The 17507-nt window shown below is 57.1% G+C and carries 13 protein-coding genes; 4 read left to right on the top strand and 9 right to left on the bottom strand.

Features of this window, described 5'->3' with window-relative positions:
* Positions 1–2 precede the first annotated feature (2 nt).
* From pta to ACXAG1_RS02770, 3 genes are all read right to left on the bottom strand, one after another.
* Positions 3–2144 (bottom strand): phosphate acetyltransferase, encoded by a 2142-nt coding sequence (pta, locus tag ACXAG1_RS02780; RefSeq protein WP_475092951.1) that lies wholly within the window; start codon positions 2142–2144, stop codon positions 3–5.
* Between the two features lie 2 nt (positions 2145–2146).
* Positions 2147–3385: an acetate kinase gene (locus ACXAG1_RS02775; protein ID WP_475092952.1), complete on the bottom strand. Its 1239-nt coding sequence runs from the start codon at positions 3383–3385 to the stop codon at positions 2147–2149.
* A 208-nt stretch (positions 3386–3593) separates the two neighbouring features.
* Complete coding sequence (locus ACXAG1_RS02770; RefSeq protein WP_475118871.1) at positions 3594–5192, bottom strand: isocitrate lyase; 1599 nt, start codon at positions 5190–5192, stop codon at positions 3594–3596.
* Positions 5193–5390: 198 nt separating this feature from the next.
* On the opposite strand from ACXAG1_RS02770, the gene ACXAG1_RS02765 reads away from it, so the two are divergent.
* The 4 genes from ACXAG1_RS02765 (at position 5391) to ACXAG1_RS02750 (ending at position 11943) form a co-directional block, all read left to right on the top strand.
* Positions 5391–6326, top strand: coding sequence for a LysR family transcriptional regulator (locus ACXAG1_RS02765; protein WP_475118870.1), 936 nt, complete (start codon positions 5391–5393; stop codon positions 6324–6326).
* A 118-nt stretch (positions 6327–6444) separates the two neighbouring features.
* A complete protein-coding gene (locus tag ACXAG1_RS02760; RefSeq protein WP_475118869.1) occupies positions 6445–8619 on the top strand; it encodes a malate synthase G in 2175 nt (724 codons plus the stop codon).
* Between the two features lie 115 nt (positions 8620–8734).
* Positions 8735–9565, top strand: coding sequence for a formate dehydrogenase accessory sulfurtransferase FdhD (gene fdhD / locus ACXAG1_RS02755; RefSeq protein ID WP_475118868.1), 831 nt, complete (start codon positions 8735–8737; stop codon positions 9563–9565).
* Between the two features lie 32 nt (positions 9566–9597).
* On the top strand, positions 9598–11943 hold the full coding sequence (locus tag ACXAG1_RS02750; RefSeq protein ID WP_475118867.1) for an FdhF/YdeP family oxidoreductase: 2346 nt from the start codon (positions 9598–9600) through the stop codon (positions 11941–11943).
* A 22-nt stretch (positions 11944–11965) separates the two neighbouring features.
* On the opposite strand, the gene ACXAG1_RS02745 is transcribed toward ACXAG1_RS02750, so the two are convergent.
* Genes ACXAG1_RS02745 through mnmA form a run of 6 tightly spaced genes read right to left on the bottom strand, consistent with a single transcriptional unit; the run spans position 11966 to position 17457 of the window.
* On the bottom strand, positions 11966–12499 hold the full coding sequence (locus ACXAG1_RS02745; RefSeq protein ID WP_475118866.1) for a DUF7931 domain-containing protein: 534 nt from the start codon (positions 12497–12499) through the stop codon (positions 11966–11968).
* Positions 12483–12944: a GNAT family N-acetyltransferase gene (locus tag ACXAG1_RS02740; protein WP_475092959.1), complete on the bottom strand. Its 462-nt coding sequence runs from the start codon at positions 12942–12944 to the stop codon at positions 12483–12485. Before ACXAG1_RS02740 ends, ACXAG1_RS02745 begins: the two co-directional genes overlap by 17 nt.
* An 11-nt stretch (positions 12945–12955) precedes the next feature.
* Positions 12956–14155: a JmjC domain-containing protein gene (locus ACXAG1_RS02735; RefSeq protein ID WP_475118865.1), complete on the bottom strand. Its 1200-nt coding sequence runs from the start codon at positions 14153–14155 to the stop codon at positions 12956–12958.
* Between the two features lie 32 nt (positions 14156–14187).
* Positions 14188–15561 (bottom strand): adenylosuccinate lyase, encoded by a 1374-nt coding sequence (gene purB / locus ACXAG1_RS02730; RefSeq protein WP_475092961.1) that lies wholly within the window; start codon positions 15559–15561, stop codon positions 14188–14190.
* 58 nt (positions 15562–15619) lie between these two features.
* Positions 15620–16255, bottom strand: coding sequence for a high frequency lysogenization protein HflD (gene hflD / locus ACXAG1_RS02725; RefSeq protein ID WP_475118864.1), 636 nt, complete (start codon positions 16253–16255; stop codon positions 15620–15622).
* Positions 16252–17457, bottom strand: a complete 1206-nt coding sequence (gene mnmA / locus ACXAG1_RS02720; protein ID WP_475118863.1) for a tRNA 2-thiouridine(34) synthase MnmA — start codon at positions 17455–17457, stop codon at positions 16252–16254. The genes hflD and mnmA overlap by 4 nt, the downstream gene beginning before the upstream one ends.
* Positions 17458–17507 lie beyond the last annotated feature (50 nt).

Genomic DNA, 17507 nt, shown 5'->3' with positions numbered 1-17507 from the left:
GCTCAGTTTTCCAGCTGGCTTGCCTGTATTGCGGTCAATGCAATCGTATAAATAATATCCTCCACGAGCGCACCGCGCGACAGGTCGTTCACCGGCTTTCGCATCCCCTGCAGCATGGGGCCAATACTGATGAGGTCGGCGCTCCTCTGTACGGCCTTATAAGTGGTATTGCCTGTATTCAGGTCGGGAAAAATAAATACCGTTGCGCGCCCGGCCACCGGGCTATCCGGGGCTTTCTTCTTCGCGACATTTTCCATGATCGCCGCGTCATACTGAAGAGGCCCATCAATAACCAGATCCGGTCGCTTTTCCTGTGCCAGTTTTGTTGCCTCTCGAACCTTGTCGACATCACTCCCGGTGCCGGAAGTCCCCGTCGAATAGCTGATCATCGCCACCCGGGGTTCAATACCAAATGCCTCCGCCGAGTCTGCCGACTGTATGGCGATATCCGCAAGTTCTTCCGCGTTGGGATCCGGATTAATTGCGCAGTCTCCGTATACCAGTACCTGATCTGGCAGCAGCATAAAAAACACTGAAGATACCAGGCTGGCGCCGGGGGCTGTTTTAATCAGCTGCAGGGCAGGGCGGATTGTATTCGCGGTGGTATGGACAGCACCTGAGACCAGTCCATCCACTTCGCCCTCCGCCAGCATCATTGTGCCCAGAACCACGTTGTCCTGCAGTTGTTCCTTGGCGACAATCTCGGTCAGACCTTTGCTCTTGCGCAGTTCCACCATCGCATCCACAAACTTGTTGCGTGCGTTCTTGGGGTCGATGATTTCGACCTTGTCGGCGAGCGTAATCCCCTGTTGTTCCGCGACTCGGTGGATCTCCTTCGGATCGCCGAGCAAAACAGGCCGCGCAATACCTCGCTCGGCGCATACCACGGCGGCTTTGACGGTTCGTGGCTCATCGCCTTCCGGTAACACGATTCGCTTGTTGGCTCGGCGCGCAAGCTCTGTCAGGTGATAGCGGAATGCGGGCGGGGACAGGCGCTTGGGTCGGTTGGAGTCTTTGCCGAGGGACTCTAGCCAGTGATTGTCGAGGTGACCGGCAATGAAATCCTGAACTTTCTCAATGCGGTCGATATCATCGGTCGGTGTTTCGGTATTAAATGACTGTAATTGCAGGGCAGTTTGCCAGGTGTTGCTCTCCACAAGAATCACCGGGAGACCGGTTTCCATCGCCGGACCGCACAGTTTTCGCACCTGCGATTCAATATGATAACCACCGGTCAATAGCAGGCAGCCAATCTTGATCCCGTTCATTGCGGCGAGACAGGCTGCGACAATTACATCCGGTCTGTCGCCAGAGGTTACCAGCATGGAACCCGGCTCAAAACGGTAAATCATGTTGCCGAGGGAGCGGGAACAAAAAGTAACGCTGTGTAGCCTTCGGCTCTCCAGTTCACCGTAATTGATGATTTCGGCCTGAAAGTGATCCGCAAGATCTTTTGCACGCGGCGCTACCAGATCGGCATTCCATGGAATGCAGCCAATGATCGGTAGCGGGCTTTTACCAAACAGCGACAGGATTTCCAGACTGCCACGGCGCATTCGTGGCCCTTCAAAGACACCGGTAATATCAGCACCCGGCGCATCTGGAACCTGAGAGGGCGCGCCGACCTTATTGACGATGCACCCCACCACACGACCGGAACTGGTGCCGCCAAACGTGGTCATGGCGACTTCCAGGCGATCTTTCAATTGTTGCGTGGAATCCAGGTTCGGACACACCACCAGAACGATTTCCGCATCCAGTGTTTTGGCGATCTGCAGATTGAGCAGGTTGGCAAACTGGTTTTCGGCATTGGGTACCAATCCTTCGACAATGGCAACGTCCGCTTTCCGTGCATCCTCGTTGAAGCGAGCGAGCACTTCTTCCAGCAGATCCGCCAAGTCGTCATGGCCAATCATGGATTCCGCGTGCTGCATGCTGAAAGATTCTGCCACCTTAAGATTGGACGCCTTGCGCAGGATTTCGTTACTGCGGTCCCGATTGCGCGTATTTTTTACCGTCTCAGCAATGGGCTTGTAAAAACTAACACTCACGCCATCTCTTTCAAGCGCCCGTAACGCACCAAGGCTGACAGAGGTGATGCCGACACCGGCACTGATGGGCACCAGCATAATCGTACGTGGCATTATTAGTGGCCCCTGCCGCGAGGTATCAGTCGCGCGGCATCCCGGGCTATCACCCACTCCTCGTTGGTAGGGATCACGAGTACTGGCTTTTCGTGGTTCCCGTCGATACGACCGTGAATTGCCCCTTCAGCCCCAAAACGCGTTTTCCTGTTTGCTTCGCTGTCGAGCCGATAGCCAAGACCGTGCAGTTGCAACAACACTTTTTCCCGGATCAGTGATGAGTTTTCGCCGATGCCCCCGGTAAATACCACCGCATCGACGCTGGGTAATACACCGTGATAGGCGGCGATATACTTCGTGAGCCGGTAGCAGAAAATATCAAGAGCGAGTTGAGCGCCCTCGTGCCCATTTGCAGCAGCCTGTTCCAGGGCACGGCAATCATTGCTGAGCTCCGAAATTCCCAGGAGCCCACTTTTTTTGTTCAGCAGGTCGTTGATCTCTTTCAGACAGTAATCCATTCGCGCCCCAAGGTGCATGAGCAGCCCCGGATCAACATCGCCGCTGCGCGTTCCCATCACCAGACCTTCCAGTGGCGTAAGGCCCATGCTGGTATCGACACTCTTGCCACCAGCGATGGCAGTAATGGATGCACCGTTGCCCAGGTGCGCTGAAATGATATTGATCTTGTCAGCGGGGATCGCGAGCAGAGCGGAGGCGCGCTCCGTGACAAATCGGTGGCTGGTGCCATGCATGCCATAGCGACGAATTCCGTGTTCGCGGTAGAGAGCGTAGGGCAGGGCGTAGATGTATGCGTGGCGCGGCATTGACTGGTGAAAGGCGGTATCGAACACGGCTATCTGTGGCAAATCCGGAAAGGCCGCAGTCGCCGCCTTTATACCCAACAAGTGCGCAGGGTTGTGTAGTGGGGCCAGTGCAACGCACTGTTGGATGGCCCGGATCACCGCATCATCGATCAGTACCGATTGTGAAAACTTCTCTCCACCGTGAACCACGCGATGGCCGATGGCGACAATTTGCCTGAGCAGTTGTTCCTGGGGTTGCAGAATCTGCTCCACAAGAAACGCGATCACTTCGGTATTTCTGGCCCCTTCGGGCAGAGGTTGCGAATACCGTTTGCCATCTTGTTTCCAGTTGACTATCGGTTCAGGCTGCCCCAGCTGATCGCCTATACCGCTTAGGGAAACTTCGCCGCTGCGAGGATCAATAACAGCAAACTTCAGCGACGAACTTCCACAGTTCAACACAAGAACATGGCCACTGACTGGCAATTCGGTAGACATAGGCAATGTGAAATCTTTGCGGAATTGCCTAAAGCCTAGTTCATATTTACGACAGCCACTTCGCCGGTGGCGTTCGACAGCTACACACGGTCGAGCAGGCGAAAGTACAGTGAGACCGGTAAACAAAAAAGGGCCGCAAAGCGGCCCAATAAGTGAGTGAAACGATTCTCAGGGTATGAATCGGCTCAAACGAATCAACTTCAACAAATCAACCAAACTGGTTCATGGTGTTGTCTTTACCCGCTGCTTTCAGGGCAGCGTCACCAGCAAAGTATTCTTTGTGGTCGTCGCCCATGTCGGAGCCGGCCATGTTCTGGTGCTTAACGCAGGCGATACCCTGGCGGATTTCTTTGCGCTGCACGCCTTCCACGTAGCCCAGCATGCCTTTCTCACCGAAGTATTCTTTGGCCAGGTTGTCGGTAGACAGGGCCGCAGTGTGGTAGGTGGGCAGGGTGATGAGGTGGTGGAAGATGCCGGCTTCACGGGCAGCGTCTGCCTGGAAGGTACGGATTTTCTCGTCCGCCGCCTGAGACAGTTCGGTGTCGTCGTACTCGGCGCTCATCAGTTTGTCGCGATCGTATGCGGTCACGTCCTTGCCTTCTTCTTTCCACGCATCGAATACCTGCTGGCGGAAATTCAGGGTCCAGTTGAAGGACGGGCTGTTGTTGTACACCAGCTTGGCATTCGGCACCTGTTTGCGAATCTCATCCATCATGGCGCCGATCTGACGCACATGGGGCTTCTCGGTTTCGATCCAGATCAGGTCGGCACCGTTCTGCAGGGAGGTCACGCTATCCAGAATGCAGCGGGCTTCGCCGGTGCCCTTCTTGAACTGGAACAGGTTGGAAGCCAGGCGCTTCGGTCGCAGCAGCTTGCCTTCGCGGTTGATGATCACATCGCCGTTTTTCAGGTCGCTTGCGGCCACTTCTTCGCAGTCCAGGAAGCTGTTGTACTGGTCGCCCAGGTCACCGGGTTCATTGGTCACCGCGATCTGCTTGGTGAGGCCGGCACCCAGGGAGTCGGTACGGGCAACGATCACACCGTTATCGACGCCGAGCTCAAGGAAGGCGTAACGCACGGCGCGAATCTTGGCCAGGAAGTCCTCGTGAGGCACGGTTACCTTGCCGTCCTGGTGACCGCACTGCTTCTCGTCGGACACCTGGTTTTCGATCTGAATACAGCAGGCACCGGCTTCAATCATTTTCTTGGCCAGCAGGTAGGTCGCTTCCGCGTTACCAAAACCGGCGTCGATGTCCGCGATGATCGGTACAACGTGGGTCACATGGTTATCGATCTGGTTCTGAAGGGCTTTTGCCTTTACCTGATCACCGGCTTCACGGGCCGCATCCAGCTCGCGGAACAAGCCGCCCAGCTCGCGGGCATCCGCCTGGCGCAGGAAGGTGTACAGCTCTTCAATCAGCGCAGCTACGGAAGTCTTCTCGTGCATGGACTGGTCGGGCAGGGGGCCAAACTCACTGCGAAGTGCTGCAACCATCCAGCCGGACAGGTACAGGTAGCGGCGGTCGGTATTGCCCTCGAAGTGCTTCTTGATGGAGATCATCTTCTGCTGACCGATAAAACCGTGCCAGCAACCCAGAGACTGGGTGTACTTGGAGGTGTCCTGGTCGTAAGCGTCCATGTCCTTGCGCATGATATCCGCCGTGTAGCGCGCGATATCCAGGCCGGTTTTGAACTTGTTCTGCAGGCGCATGCGCGCGATGGATTCCGGGTTGATGGCATCCCAGGCGCTGCCGTTGGTGTCACACAGCTTGGCGGCTGTTTCGATCTCATTTGCGTAAGTGGGCATGGCAATTTTCCCTTGAACGGTGACTGCGAATAGGTTGTGCGTATCCTAGGAGTGCTGGCATAATTTGGCTAATTTATTGTCATTATTCTCACTATACAACGCATGAATGTATCGAGTGGATGTATAGCGTGAACATGACCAGATAGCCTGAAAACCATAAAAACCACCGGTCAATGAAGTCCGGTAGCGAGTGTGCCGATGAATCTGGAAAGAGCCGATCTCAACCTCCTGGTGTACCTGGACGTTTTGCTCAGGGAGCGCAATGTGACCCGTGCGGCCAGCCATCTGGGGCTGTCCCAGCCGGCCATGAGTAACGGGTTGAAACGCCTGCGCGAACTGTTTGGCGACCCGCTGCTGGTGCGCACCCGCGAGGGAATGATGCCCACGGAGCGCGCGATGGAGCTGCAACCCATGGTGCGCGAGGCGCTCGCCGCTATAGATCAGGTCATCCAGCCGAATCGCGATTTCACCCCTACGGATGCGCGCCGCACCTTCCGTATCATGGCAAGTGACTATGCGGAATCCACACTGATTCCACCGCTGCTAAAACAGCTGCGGGTGGGCGCTCCAGGTATCAGTCTAGACATCATGACTCCCAGCGATGTGAGCTTTGTGGATGTGGAGCAGGGCAAAGTCGACATGGTGATCAACCGCTTTGATTCCATGCCTCAGAGCTTCCATCAGGCGACCATATGGAGCGATACCTTTTCCTGCGTCATGCGCGCGGATAACCCGATTCTGCAAGACTACAATCTGGAGAGTTACCTGGGGGCGCAGCATATCTGGGTGAGTAAAACCGGCATGGGTGTTGGCGTCGGGGTGAACCCGGAAGATGTACAGCGCCTGGGCTGGGTGGATGAAGCCATTGGCCGTCTGGGGCGCAAGCGGGATATCTCGGTGTTTACCCGTCACTATCAGGTTGCGATGTTGCTGGCAGAGCAGAGCGACCTGATTGTCACCGTACCCACCCGCCTGGCTCAGTTGGCCTCCAGCAATCCGCGGGTGGTTTTGCGCGAGCCGCCACTCAAGATTCCCCCCCTGGAATTGAAGATGGCGTGGAGCCCACTGTTGCAGCAAAGCGCGCCGCACCGCTGGATGCGGCGCCTGATTCTCGATGTGGGCCGTCAACTTTAGGTTGAAGCCCCACAATTAATTCATTTCACGAATAGTGAAGATTGCACCTATAAATTAGTGATATGGGTGTTGCCATGTTTAGAATGCCGCAGCACTCACCAGTACCAAGAGGTCAACCATGACGGAAAGAGTCCGTATCGGCGGTCTGCAGATCGCTACAGAACTACACGCATTGATCGCGAATGAAGTGATTCCGGGAACCGGTATCAACGAGGAAGTGTTCTGGGCGGAGTTCGAAAAAGTCGTCAACGACCTTGCCCCGTTCAACCGCGAGCTGCTCGCCAAGCGCGATCAGATTCAGGCGCAGATGGACCAGTGGTACAGCGATAACCCCAACGGGTTTCGCGACCTCGACAAGTACAAGGCCTTTCTGAAAGAGATCGGTTACCTGGTAGACGCGCCAGCGGATTTCACTGCAAAAACCGAAAACGTCGATGCGGAAATCGCCACCATGGCGGGCCCTCAGCTGGTGGTGCCGGTGATGAACGCCCGATACGCCCTGAATGCGGCCAACGCCCGCTGGGGCAGCCTGTACGACGCGCTCTACGGTACTGACGTGATCAGCGAAGAGAACGGCGCGGAGAAGGCTGGGGACTACAACCCGGTGCGCGGTGCCAAGGTGATTGAGTTCGGCCGCGATTTCCTCGACCAGGCGGCGCCGTTAAACGGCGTAAGCCACAAAGATGTTACCGAATACCGTATCAACGGCTCTTTACTGGAGGCTGAGTTGGGCAATGGCAAAGTTACCGCCCTGCAAAACAGCCGCCAGTACGCGGGATACCGCGGTGCCCAGGACGCGCCGGAAGCCATTCTGCTGGGCCATAACGGCCTGCATTTTGAAATCCAGATTGACCGCAACAGCCCCATCGGCCAGACCGACAGAGCCGGGGTGAAAGACATCCTGGTGGAAGCAGCGCTCACCACCATTATGGATTGTGAAGACTCCGTGGCCGCGGTGGATGCAGAAGACAAAGTCATCGTGTACCGCAATTGGCTGGGCCTGATGAAGGGCGATCTCCAAGAGACCCTGAACAAGGGCGGCCGCAAAGTGGTGCGCACGCTTAACGCCGATCGCGAATACAAGGGCGCCGAGGGCGGCGAGTTAACCCTGCCGGGCCGCAGCCTGATGTTTGTGCGCAACGTGGGTCACCTGATGACCAACGATGCGGTGCTGGATAAAGACGGCAACGAAGTGCCGGAAGGCATTCTCGATGCCATGATCACCAGCTTGATCGCCATTCACGACCTGAAAGGTGAAGGCTCCCGGCGCAACTCCCGCGCAGGCAGCGTGTATATCGTAAAGCCGAAAATGCACGGCCCGGAAGAAGTGGCCTTTGCCAATACGCTGTTCAACCGGGTGGAAGACGCCCTCGGTCTCGCACGCAATACGGTAAAAATGGGCATTATGGATGAGGAGCGCCGTACCACGGTCAACCTCAAGGCGTGTATTGCGGCTGCTCAGGAGCGTGTGGTGTTTATCAATACCGGCTTCCTGGACCGTACCGGCGATGAAATCCATACCTCAATGCTCGCCGGCCCGATGATTCGCAAAGGCGAGATGAAGCAGTCCAAATGGATTGCCGCCTACGAAGACTGGAACGTGGATACCGGCCTCGCCACCGGCCTCAAAGGCCGCGCGCAAATCGGCAAGGGCATGTGGCCCATTCCCGATCAGATGGCGGCGATGATGGAGGCCAAAATCGGCCACCCGAAAGCCGGCGCCAATACCGCCTGGGTTCCGTCGCCGACGGCGGCCACGCTGCACGCCCTGCATTACCACCAGGTAAATGTGGCGGAAGTGCAGGATCAGCTGGCGAACCGCAAACCCGCCAGCCTGGACGATATCCTGACTGTGCCAGTGGCAGAGAACACCGATTGGAGCGATGCGGATATCCAGCGCGAGCTGGATAACAACGCCCAGGGCATTCTCGGCTATGTGGTGCGCTGGATTGACCAGGGCGTTGGCTGTTCCAAGGTGCCCGATATCAACGACGTGGGCCTGATGGAAGACCGCGCCACCTTGCGGATTTCCTCCCAGCACATTGCCAACTGGCTGAAGCAGGGTATCTGTACCGAAAAGCAGGTGCGGGAAACCATGCAGCGTATGGCGGCTGTAGTGGATCGCCAGAATGCCGCAGATCCCGCTTATCGCGCAATGGCGCCCGAATTTGATCGCAGCATTGCTTTTCAGGCCGCCTGTGAGCTGGTATTCGAGGGCTGTGCGCAGCCGAATGGCTATACCGAGCCCGTCCTGCATCGCCGTCGCCGCGAATTCAAGGCCAGTCAGCGCTAAGCGCTGCCATGTCGTGGCTTCACGACATAAACTTCGGAAAATCCAAAGCCCCGCACACGCGGGGCTTTTTCTTTGTGTAAGCTGACGGGACGTCAAATTGAGTTTCAATTAAGTAATGAGCAAAAGTCCGCCCTCTGTTGGCTACGAATTCCACGCCCACGAGAGCCACGTTGGTGGTGCCCAGTCCGGTTTTCAAAAGCTCGCGCGTGAAGTTGCGGTTGCGATTAGTTACAACGGACTGAATCACGCTGTGATGATGGCAACGCCGGAGGCGTTGGAGGATTTCGCCCTCGGGTATTCTCTGGCATCAGGGATTGTTTGCAGTGAAAAGCAGCTTCTCGATCTGGAAATTAACACTGAGCAGGACGCCATACATCTGAACGTTGTGATCAGTCAGCGCGCCTTTCACCAGTACAAAGTTGATCGAAATAAAATGCGCCGCACCGATGCGGGTTCTAGTGCGTGTGGATTATGTGGCGTCGAAGCGCTGAGAAAGGTGCTCAACCCGGCCCACAACGTCATAGACGGCGCCGACTACAGCAATCTACCTTCTCCCGGACACCTGCACGACCTTCGAACACGCTTCAGCGACAGTCAGCCCTCGCGCAACATTAGCGGTGCCATGCATGCGGCGATCTATGTGGACGTGCAGGGGCATACCCGGATCTGCAGGGAAGATATCGGTCGCCACAATGCGCTGGATAAATTGATCGGTGGGTGTGTCCTGCATGGATGGCCACTGGATCGGGGATTTATTGCCATCAGTAGCCGCTGCGGTTTCGAACTGGTTCAGAAAGCGGTGTCCTGTGGGGTGGCAACCCTGGTGAGTTTGTCATCTCCTTCCGACATCGCCGTACGCTGGGCGCGGCGCTATAGACTCAACCTGATCCATGTTCCTGGGGCAGGTACGCCTCGAGTCTACAGCGCGCTCGGTGTGCGGCGCTAAAGTATTCCGGCAACCCATCATCACTGAGAGGTATGCGTACCGTGAAGACCCCGGTAGACCGTTTTCGATTCCGACCCTACCAGCGCCCCGCAGCAGGGTGGGGCGCGTTGCGCAGTGTGGCTCACGCCTGGCTGGAAAGCCGCCAGCCATTCAAGAATCTGCGGGCCATGCTGCAAACCAACCAGAACGGCGGGTTCGACTGCCCCGGTTGTGCCTGGGGCGAAGCACCGAAAGAAGGGCGCATTCGCTTTTGCGAGAACGGTGCCAAGGCGGTGAACTGGGAGGCCTCCGGCCGCGGTGTCGACGAATCATTTTTTGCCGAGCACAGCGTGCGGGATCTTCTCGCTCAGGATGACTACTGGCTGGAATATCAGGGGCGGCTCACACAGCCGATGATGTATGACCGCGCTCGCGATCACTACCGCCCGATTACCTGGGATCAGGTATTTCAGAAAATCGCCGACTACCTGCAAGGGTTGGATTCCCCGGATCAGGCCGCGTTTTATACCTCCGGTCGTGCGAGTAATGAAGCCGCGTTTCTCTATCAATTATTCGCCCGCGCATTCGGTACCAACAACCTGCCGGACTGCTCGAATATGTGCCACGAAGCCAGTGGCGTTGCACTGAAAGCCAGTATCGGCACTGGCAAAGGCACCGTCACATACGAAGACTTCGACCACGCGGAAGCCATTTTCGTGATCGGCCAGAACCCAGGCACCAATCACCCGCGCATGTTGGAGCCGCTCAGCGAGGCTGTAGCGCGGGGTGCACAGGTAGTGGTGTTCAACCCGCTGCGCGAGCGCGGGCTGGAAAAATTCCAGGCGCCGCAAGATCCGCTGCAGATGCTTACCAACAAATCCTTCGCCATGCACACCGCTTATTTTCGACCCGCGCTGGGTGGCGATATTGCGGTGATGCGCGGTATCGCCAAGTGTGTACTGCAATGGCAGGACGAAGCCGATGCGCGAGGCGAGCCCGAAGCGGGTCCGCTGGATCGCGCGTTTATCGACGCGCACTGCCAGGGTTTTGAGGATTATCGACAGGCAGTAGACGATACAAGCTGGGACGAAATTCTCACCTTTTCCGGTTTGGAACTGGCCGAGCTGGAGCGGGCCGCGCATATTTTCTGCCGCAGTGAGGCGACCATAATTTGCTGGGCGATGGGGATCACCCAGCACCGCCATTCCGTCGCCACCATTCAGGAAATCGCCAACCTGCAAATGTTGCGCGGCCAGATTGGCAAGCCCGGAGCAGGATTGTGCCCGGTGCGCGGGCACAGCAACGTGCAGGGCGATCGCACCATGGGCATTGATGAAAGTCCTCCCCAATGGCTGCTGGATGCATTAGCGAAACGATTCAAAATTCAGGTACCCCGGGAGCACGGCCTGAATGTAGTGAAAACCATCGAGGCAATGGGACGCGGCCACGTCAAAGTATTTATTGGTTTGGGCGGTAACTTCGCTCAGGCCACTCCGGATACCAAGGCAACTCACGAAGCGTTGCGAAACTGCGATCTGACGGTGCAGATCAGCACCAAACTCAATCGCAGTCATCTCGTCACTGGTCGCGAAGCGTTGATTCTGCCGTGCCTGGGACGTACGGATATCGACATCCAGGCCGGCGGACCGCAGGCAGTTACCGTGGAGGATTCCTTCAGTATGGTGCACGCGTCATACGGTCAATTGCGCCCGCTTTCCGCGGAAATGCGCTCGGAACCGGCGATCATTGCCGGGATTGCCCAGGCTACGCTTGGATCGAATCCCGTTCCCTGGCAAACGCTGATCGATGACTACGGCCGTATTCGCGACCTGATTGCCGATGTGATTCCGGGTTTCGAAGGCTTTAACGAAAAGATCCAGCAGCCCGGAGGCTTTTACCTGCAAAACGCGGCGGGGTTGCGCCAGTGGCGCACCGAGACCGGCAAGGCCAACTTCACCGCCGAATCGCTGCCGGCGCCGCTACCCCAGGCGCTACTGGAAAAAATTGGCAAGCCCGAACACCGGGCCGACCTGGTGCTGCAGACATTGCGCTCACACGACCAGTACAACACCACGATTTACGGTCTCGATGACCGCTATCGCGGGATCAAAGGTGATCGCCGTGTGTTGTTCGCGCATATCGAGGATATTCACCGATTGGGCTTTGAAGACAGGCAACCGGTGGATGTGGTCTCCATTTGGAGTGATGACAAGCAGCGCCGTATTTCGGGCTTCAAGCTGATTGCCTTTGATATCCCAAAGGGACAGGCCGCAGCCTATTATCCGGAAGCAAATCCCCTGGTGCCGCTGGAGAGTTTTGGTCTCGGGAGCTTTACGCCTACATCGAAGTATATTGCGATTCGGCTGGAGCCAAGCACGGCTCCCGAGCGTATTGTTTAAGGTTTAAGACTGGCGGAAATTCTTACAGCACGAAACGGCGCAGCGCCGGATCCGGACGCGCATTCAGCCAGCTCTGCTCAAACACTTCATGGAGCTTCCTGTTTCTGACAGGGTCGTCACCGCGGTACTGACCAATCCATTTTGCAGAATCGGATATCAGCAGGCTCTGGCGTTCGTCTGCAATCACAAATTCCCAATCGGTGGGTTCACTGGTGTTTTGTATTTTTCGCAGGCTGATACGGCTGTCGAGGCGTTGAATTAACGGTAGTAACAGGTGGGGCTGGCGCAGCAGGGGATCGCTGTCGGTGATCAGGATTTCGACCCGGGCGTAACGGCTGCGGCGGGCAAATTGCGAAAGTGCTTCAACACACTCGGAGCGGTGGAACAGTGGGCGGGCGAGATACTGGGAAAAGATCCGCACCTTGCGGCGACTTTCTGAAAGCAGTTGAACCAGCGCTTCTGCGCAAGCACCACTGTTTTCGAGTGTATCTACGGCAGGCGCATCGGGTGTGGCGCCTGCCTGCAGTCGTTTGCGTCGATCAGCGGTTCCAGTCATCGAGATTTTCGCTGGGCTCTTTCTCGTTGAGTGTGCGCTCCATGCGCACATGGGGAATGCCCGCTTCCATAAATTCCTCTCCCGCGGCGACGAAGCCCGCGCGCTCGTAGAAAGGAATCGCTTGCACCTGTGCATTCAGATAGACGTTCTTCTGCCCGGAGAGACCGGCAAATTTACAGATGCGGCGCAGTAGCTCCAGACCCGCACCGAGACCGCGGGCTTCCTTCAGAATCGCCATGCGGCCGATCTTGCCACCGCCGGTGAGGCGACCGGTACCGATGGGCTTATTTTCGTAATACACCAGAAAATGCTGGGCGGATTCTTCCAGCTCGTCCCATTCCAGTTCGGGCGGCACATGCTGCTCTTCCACAAAGACCTTCTGGCGGATGCTGCGAATGGCATCCCGGTCCGTCTGCCAATCAGCCAGGCGTACAAACAGACTCATGAAGCGAACTCCTACTCATCATCCTGATCGTCGTATTCGAGTTGTTCAGGGTAAATGAGACTGCCCTGGGAAACCAGTTGGTCGATCAAACCATTTTCAATCGCCAGCTCCGGGTAACCGACGATCTCCCCGTGGGTGATCGTGCGGCTATCGCAAAAGGCTTCTGCAAACAGCAGCGGGGCAGGGAAGGGCTCGCCGTCGACAAACAGTAGCTCCGGGTCGCGAGAGAAGGCGCTGCGGGACCCCGGGTTCAAAATCAGGGTGCCACCTTCTTCCAGCTGTTCGCGCCAGTCTTCCGCGCTGCCGGCATCCAGGGCGACGGTTTCCGGGTACTTGGATTCCGTCATGATGGCGCCAAACCAGCGGGCGACGGTTTCCGGCTGCTTTAGCCACTCACTCAGTTGCCCCTGGACCCGGGCTACCGTAGCAGGATCAATTTCTGCAGGGTTTGCGGGCAGCGCGAGATCCTGGTCACTGTAGCGAATATGGTCGGGCAGATGCGCGGCCAGTTCGCCGCCCAGGTCTTCCAGCAAGGTGCGCGCAGAAGGGGCACGGAAGCCAATAGAAATTGTGGTGCAGCCGCCCTCGGCGACGCCCCAGTGGCTGAACTGCGGGGGCAGATAGAGCATGTCACCGGGTTCCAGCTCCCAGCTGGCTTCGACCTCAAAGTCCCGCAGGATATTCAGCGGTGTGCCTTCTACCCGCGGGCTACTGGCATCCGCCTTGGTGCCCAATTGCCAGCGCCGCACGCCTTCTGCCTGCAGCAGGAACACGTCGTAGAAGTCGTAATGGGGGCCGACGCTGCCTTGATCGGCGGCGTAGCTGATCATCACGTCATCGAGGCGCCAGTCCGGGATAAAGCGAAAGTAATCTTTGAGTTCCGCCACTTCCGGAATCCACTGATCCACCGCCTGTACCAGCAGCGTCCAGTGGGATTTCGGCAGGCTAAAAAAGTCTTCTTCGGTGAAGGGACCGCTGCGCAGCTGCCAGGGGCCATCTGCACCGCGCTCTTCGATCAGGCGGGATTCAATCTGTTCTTCCAGCGCCATACCGGCGAGCTCTTCGCCGGTGATGGGTGTTTCGAACCCGGGAAACGCATTGCGAATGAGCAGAGGCTTTTTTTGCCAGTAATCCCGCAAAAAAGTCTCCACCGGCATATCGCCCAGGTGGGTCAGAGGTTGTACTGCTTTATTCTGGCCCGACGCTGACATGCTGCGCTCCCGGTCGTTTTCTGGAAACTGGATTAGATATTGTTGGCCTGGGCCACGGCATTACCGATGTAGGAAGCCGGGGTCATCTCGCGCAGAGACTGCTTGGCTTCTTCCGGCATATCCAGCCCATCGATAAACGCCGCCAGAGTTTCTTTGGTGATGCCCTGACCGCGGGTCAGCGCCTTCAGTTTTTCGTAGGGCTCTTCGATGTTGTAGCGACGCATAACGGTCTGAATCGGCTCCGCCAGAACTTCCCAGGCGTTGTTCAGATCTTCTTCCAGGCGCGCGCGGTTGATTTCCAGTTTGCCCAGGCCCTTCATGGTGGCCGCGTAGGCAATCACGGAGTAGCCCGCGCCCACGCCCATATTGCGCAGCACGGTGGAGTCGGTCAGGTCGCGCTGCCAGCGGGAAACCGGCAGTTTGGCTGCCAGGTGCTGGAATACAGCGTTGGCGATACCCAGGTTGCCTTCGGAGTTCTCGAAGTCGATCGGGTTCACCTTGTGCGGCATGGTGGAGGAACCCACTTCACCGGCAACCACTTTCTGCTTGAAGTAACCCAGGGAGATGTAGCCCCAGATATCGCGATCGAAGTCGATCAGGATGGTGTTGAAGCGGGCAATGGCGTCGAACAGCTCGGCAATATAATCGTGGGGTTCGATCTGGGTGGTGTAGGGGTTCCAGGACAGGCCGAGGGAAGTAACGAACTCTTCCGCGTTCTGCTGCCAGTCCACATCCGGGTAGGCCGACAAGTGTGCGTTGTAGTTACCTACCGCACCGTTGATTTTACCCAGCAGCTCCACTTCGTGAATCTGCTTTACCTGACGGCGCAGGCGCGCAACCACGTTAGCCAGTTCTTTACCGACGGTGGTGGGGCTGGCGGTCTGACCGTGAGTGCGGGACAGCATGGGGACGTCGGCGAAGGTTTTCGCCAGGGTGGCGATCTCACTGACGATCTGGTTCATGGCTGGCAGCAAAACCTGGTCGCGACCGGCGCGCAGCATCAGCGCGTGTGACAGGTTGTTGATGTCTTCAGAAGTACAGGCGAAGTGGATGAACTCATTCACCGCATTCAGCTGCTCATCGCCTTTCACTTTTTCCTTCAGGAAGTACTCAACCGCCTTTACGTCGTGGTTGGTAGTGCGCTCGATTTCCTTGATGCGCTCGGCATCATCCACGGAAAACTGGGCAACGATATCGTCGAGAATCTGATTGCTGTTACCGGTGAACGGCTGCACTTCGGCAATTTTTTCATGGCGGGCCAGCTGTTGCAGCCAGCGTACTTCCACTTCCACGCGTGCGCGGATCAGGCCGTACTCGCTGAAAATATCGCGCAGGGGGGCGGTTTTGCTTTCGTAGCGTCCATCAATGGGGGAAACCGCGGTCAGTGCGGATAGCTCGACAGTCATTGTGTCTCTCCGGTAGTGAGCTCTTGCCAGATTTAACGTCCGGCGTAAATGTAAAAAATCAGTGTTCCAGGGATTCGTACTTGGATACCAGGGCATCCATTTCAGCGATCAGTTTTTTGCGCTGGAATAACAGGTGCAAACGGCGGCCGCCAAGCTGGCGCCACAGCATGGCGGACCGCACGCCGGCAAACAGCATGGTTCGAATCTGATTGGCGATGCGCTGCTGCTGGAGGTAGTTAAAGTCACCGAGTACCTGGATCCGGAAGCGGAAGGTGCTCAGAGTGTCGCTGTAAATACTCGCAAGATTGGCCGACACATTTTCGTGACCAATACCAAAATGATCCATTTGCAGCTGCGCCTTTTCCAGGCGGCTGCCAATAATGGAAAGCAGGTCTGGTTTCTTCGCCAGCTGTCGTTGCAGGTACAGGATCGATAGCACGTAGCGCAGGCAATCGGTGTATTCTGGATGATTGCGCGTAGCAATCAGCTGGCGCGCCGCGCGCAGGCCGGGAAGCAATTTCTCGACGCCGCCGAATACGTCCTCGGTGGTTTCAGGATTCTGCTGAAACAGGCTGTAAATCGCGGTTTCCATCTGGTCGGCTGGCGCGGTACCCGTCTTTGCCAGCCGCTCAACGAGAATGGCTGATTGGAATACTCCTGCCAGCGCCAGTGCTTGATCTCGCCAATTACTCAAAAGTTGCTCCCTGCGGATTTTTTGGCTTTCGGTGCGTGTTCCGGTCCGTCGCTCTCGACATCGCCTACGCCTGTGGCGCGGTCGATGACGGCGCCTCCGAGGCAGATGTCACCCTGATAGATCACCACTGACTGGCCTGGCGTGATTGCGCGCTGCGGCTCGTCGAACGTCATTGTGATCTTGCCATTTTCACCGACTAGAACATCACAATCCTGGTCACTCTGGCGATAGCGGGTTTTTGCCGCGGCCCGGAATGCCTGGGCTGGCGGAGCACCGTTGATCCAGTGCGCCTGAGTTGCTTCCAGGCCAGTGGCATACAGAAGAGGGTGGTGCTTGCCCTGGGCGACCAGCAGTACATTGCGCGAAAGATCCTTGCCGACCACATACCAGGGCTGATCACCTGCACCTTTAACGCCGCCGATACCCAGGCCCTGGCGCTGGCCGATGGTGTGGTACATCAGTCCGGCGTGTTGACCCATCACCTCGCCATCCGGCGTCTGCATCTCACCGGGCTGGGCCGGCAGGTATTGCTCCAGGAAATCCTTGAACCGGCGCTCACCGATAAAGCAGATACCGGTGCTGTCCTTTTTGCTGTGTGTGATAAAGCCGTTCTCTTCCGCGATTCGACGGACTTCCGGTTTTTCCAGCTCTCCCAGAGGGAATAGCGATTTGGCAAATTCCGCTTCGCCTACAGCGTGCAGGAAATAGCTCTGGTCCTTATTTGGATCCAGGCCCTTGCCGAGATACGTATGGCCGCCCTGATCGATGCGACGGGTGTAGTGACCGGTAGCGATGGCGTCAGCTCCGAGCATTTCCGCGTACTCGAGAAAAACTTTGAACTTGATTTCGCGGTTGCACAGGATATCGGGGTTTGGGGTGCGCCCGCCCTTGTATTCGGCGAGAAAATACTCGAACACATTGTCCCAGTACTCAGCGGCGAAATTGGCCGTGTGCAACTTGATGCCCAGGCGCGCGCAAACGGACTCTGCGTCCGCCAAATCCTGCTTGGCCGTGCAGTATTCGGTGCCGTCGTCCTCGTCCCAGTTTTTCATAAACAGCCCTTCCACCTGATAACCCAGCTGCATTAGCAGAAGGGCGGCCACGGAAGAGTCGACACCCCCGGACATACCGACGATGACGCGTTTACCCGCAGGCACTGATGATGAAGGCGTTAAAGACACTGGTGATTCCGAATCTGACATGAACTACCGGGTTGTATCAGTAAGGGGCAAGCGCGGGTTTTCAACCCTGC

The sequence above is a fragment of the Microbulbifer sp. ABE4_465 genome (assembly GCF_056160765.1).
Note: the sequence above shows the minus strand (reverse complement) of the source record. Positions and strands in the feature narration are given on the sequence as shown.

Bases quoted from the DNA above. Each gene is read 5' to 3' on its own strand.
- ACXAG1_RS02745 (WP_475118866.1), bottom strand. From the start codon at position 12,499: ATGACTGGAACCGCTGATCGACGCAAACGACTGCAGGCAGGCGCCACA.
- ACXAG1_RS02765 (WP_475118870.1), top strand. From the start codon at position 5,391: ATGAATCTGGAAAGAGCCGATCTCAACCTCCTGGTGTACCTGGACGTT.
- purB (WP_475092961.1), bottom strand. From the start codon at position 15,561: ATGACTGTCGAGCTATCCGCACTGACCGCGGTTTCCCCCATTGATGGA.
- ACXAG1_RS02770 (WP_475118871.1), bottom strand. From the start codon at position 5,192: ATGCCCACTTACGCAAATGAGATCGAAACAGCCGCCAAGCTGTGTGAC.
- ACXAG1_RS02760 (WP_475118869.1), top strand. From the start codon at position 6,445: ATGACGGAAAGAGTCCGTATCGGCGGTCTGCAGATCGCTACAGAACTA.
- fdhD (WP_475118868.1), top strand. From the start codon at position 8,735: ATGAGCAAAAGTCCGCCCTCTGTTGGCTACGAATTCCACGCCCACGAG.
- ACXAG1_RS02740 (WP_475092959.1), bottom strand. From the start codon at position 12,944: ATGAGTCTGTTTGTACGCCTGGCTGATTGGCAGACGGACCGGGATGCC.
- pta (WP_475092951.1), bottom strand. From the start codon at position 2,144: ATGCCACGTACGATTATGCTGGTGCCCATCAGTGCCGGTGTCGGCATC.
- ACXAG1_RS02750 (WP_475118867.1), top strand. From the start codon at position 9,598: ATGCGTACCGTGAAGACCCCGGTAGACCGTTTTCGATTCCGACCCTAC.
- ACXAG1_RS02775 (WP_475092952.1), bottom strand. From the start codon at position 3,385: ATGTCTACCGAATTGCCAGTCAGTGGCCATGTTCTTGTGTTGAACTGT.
- ACXAG1_RS02735 (WP_475118865.1), bottom strand. From the start codon at position 14,155: ATGTCAGCGTCGGGCCAGAATAAAGCAGTACAACCTCTGACCCACCTG.
- mnmA (WP_475118863.1), bottom strand. From the start codon at position 17,457: ATGTCAGATTCGGAATCACCAGTGTCTTTAACGCCTTCATCATCAGTG.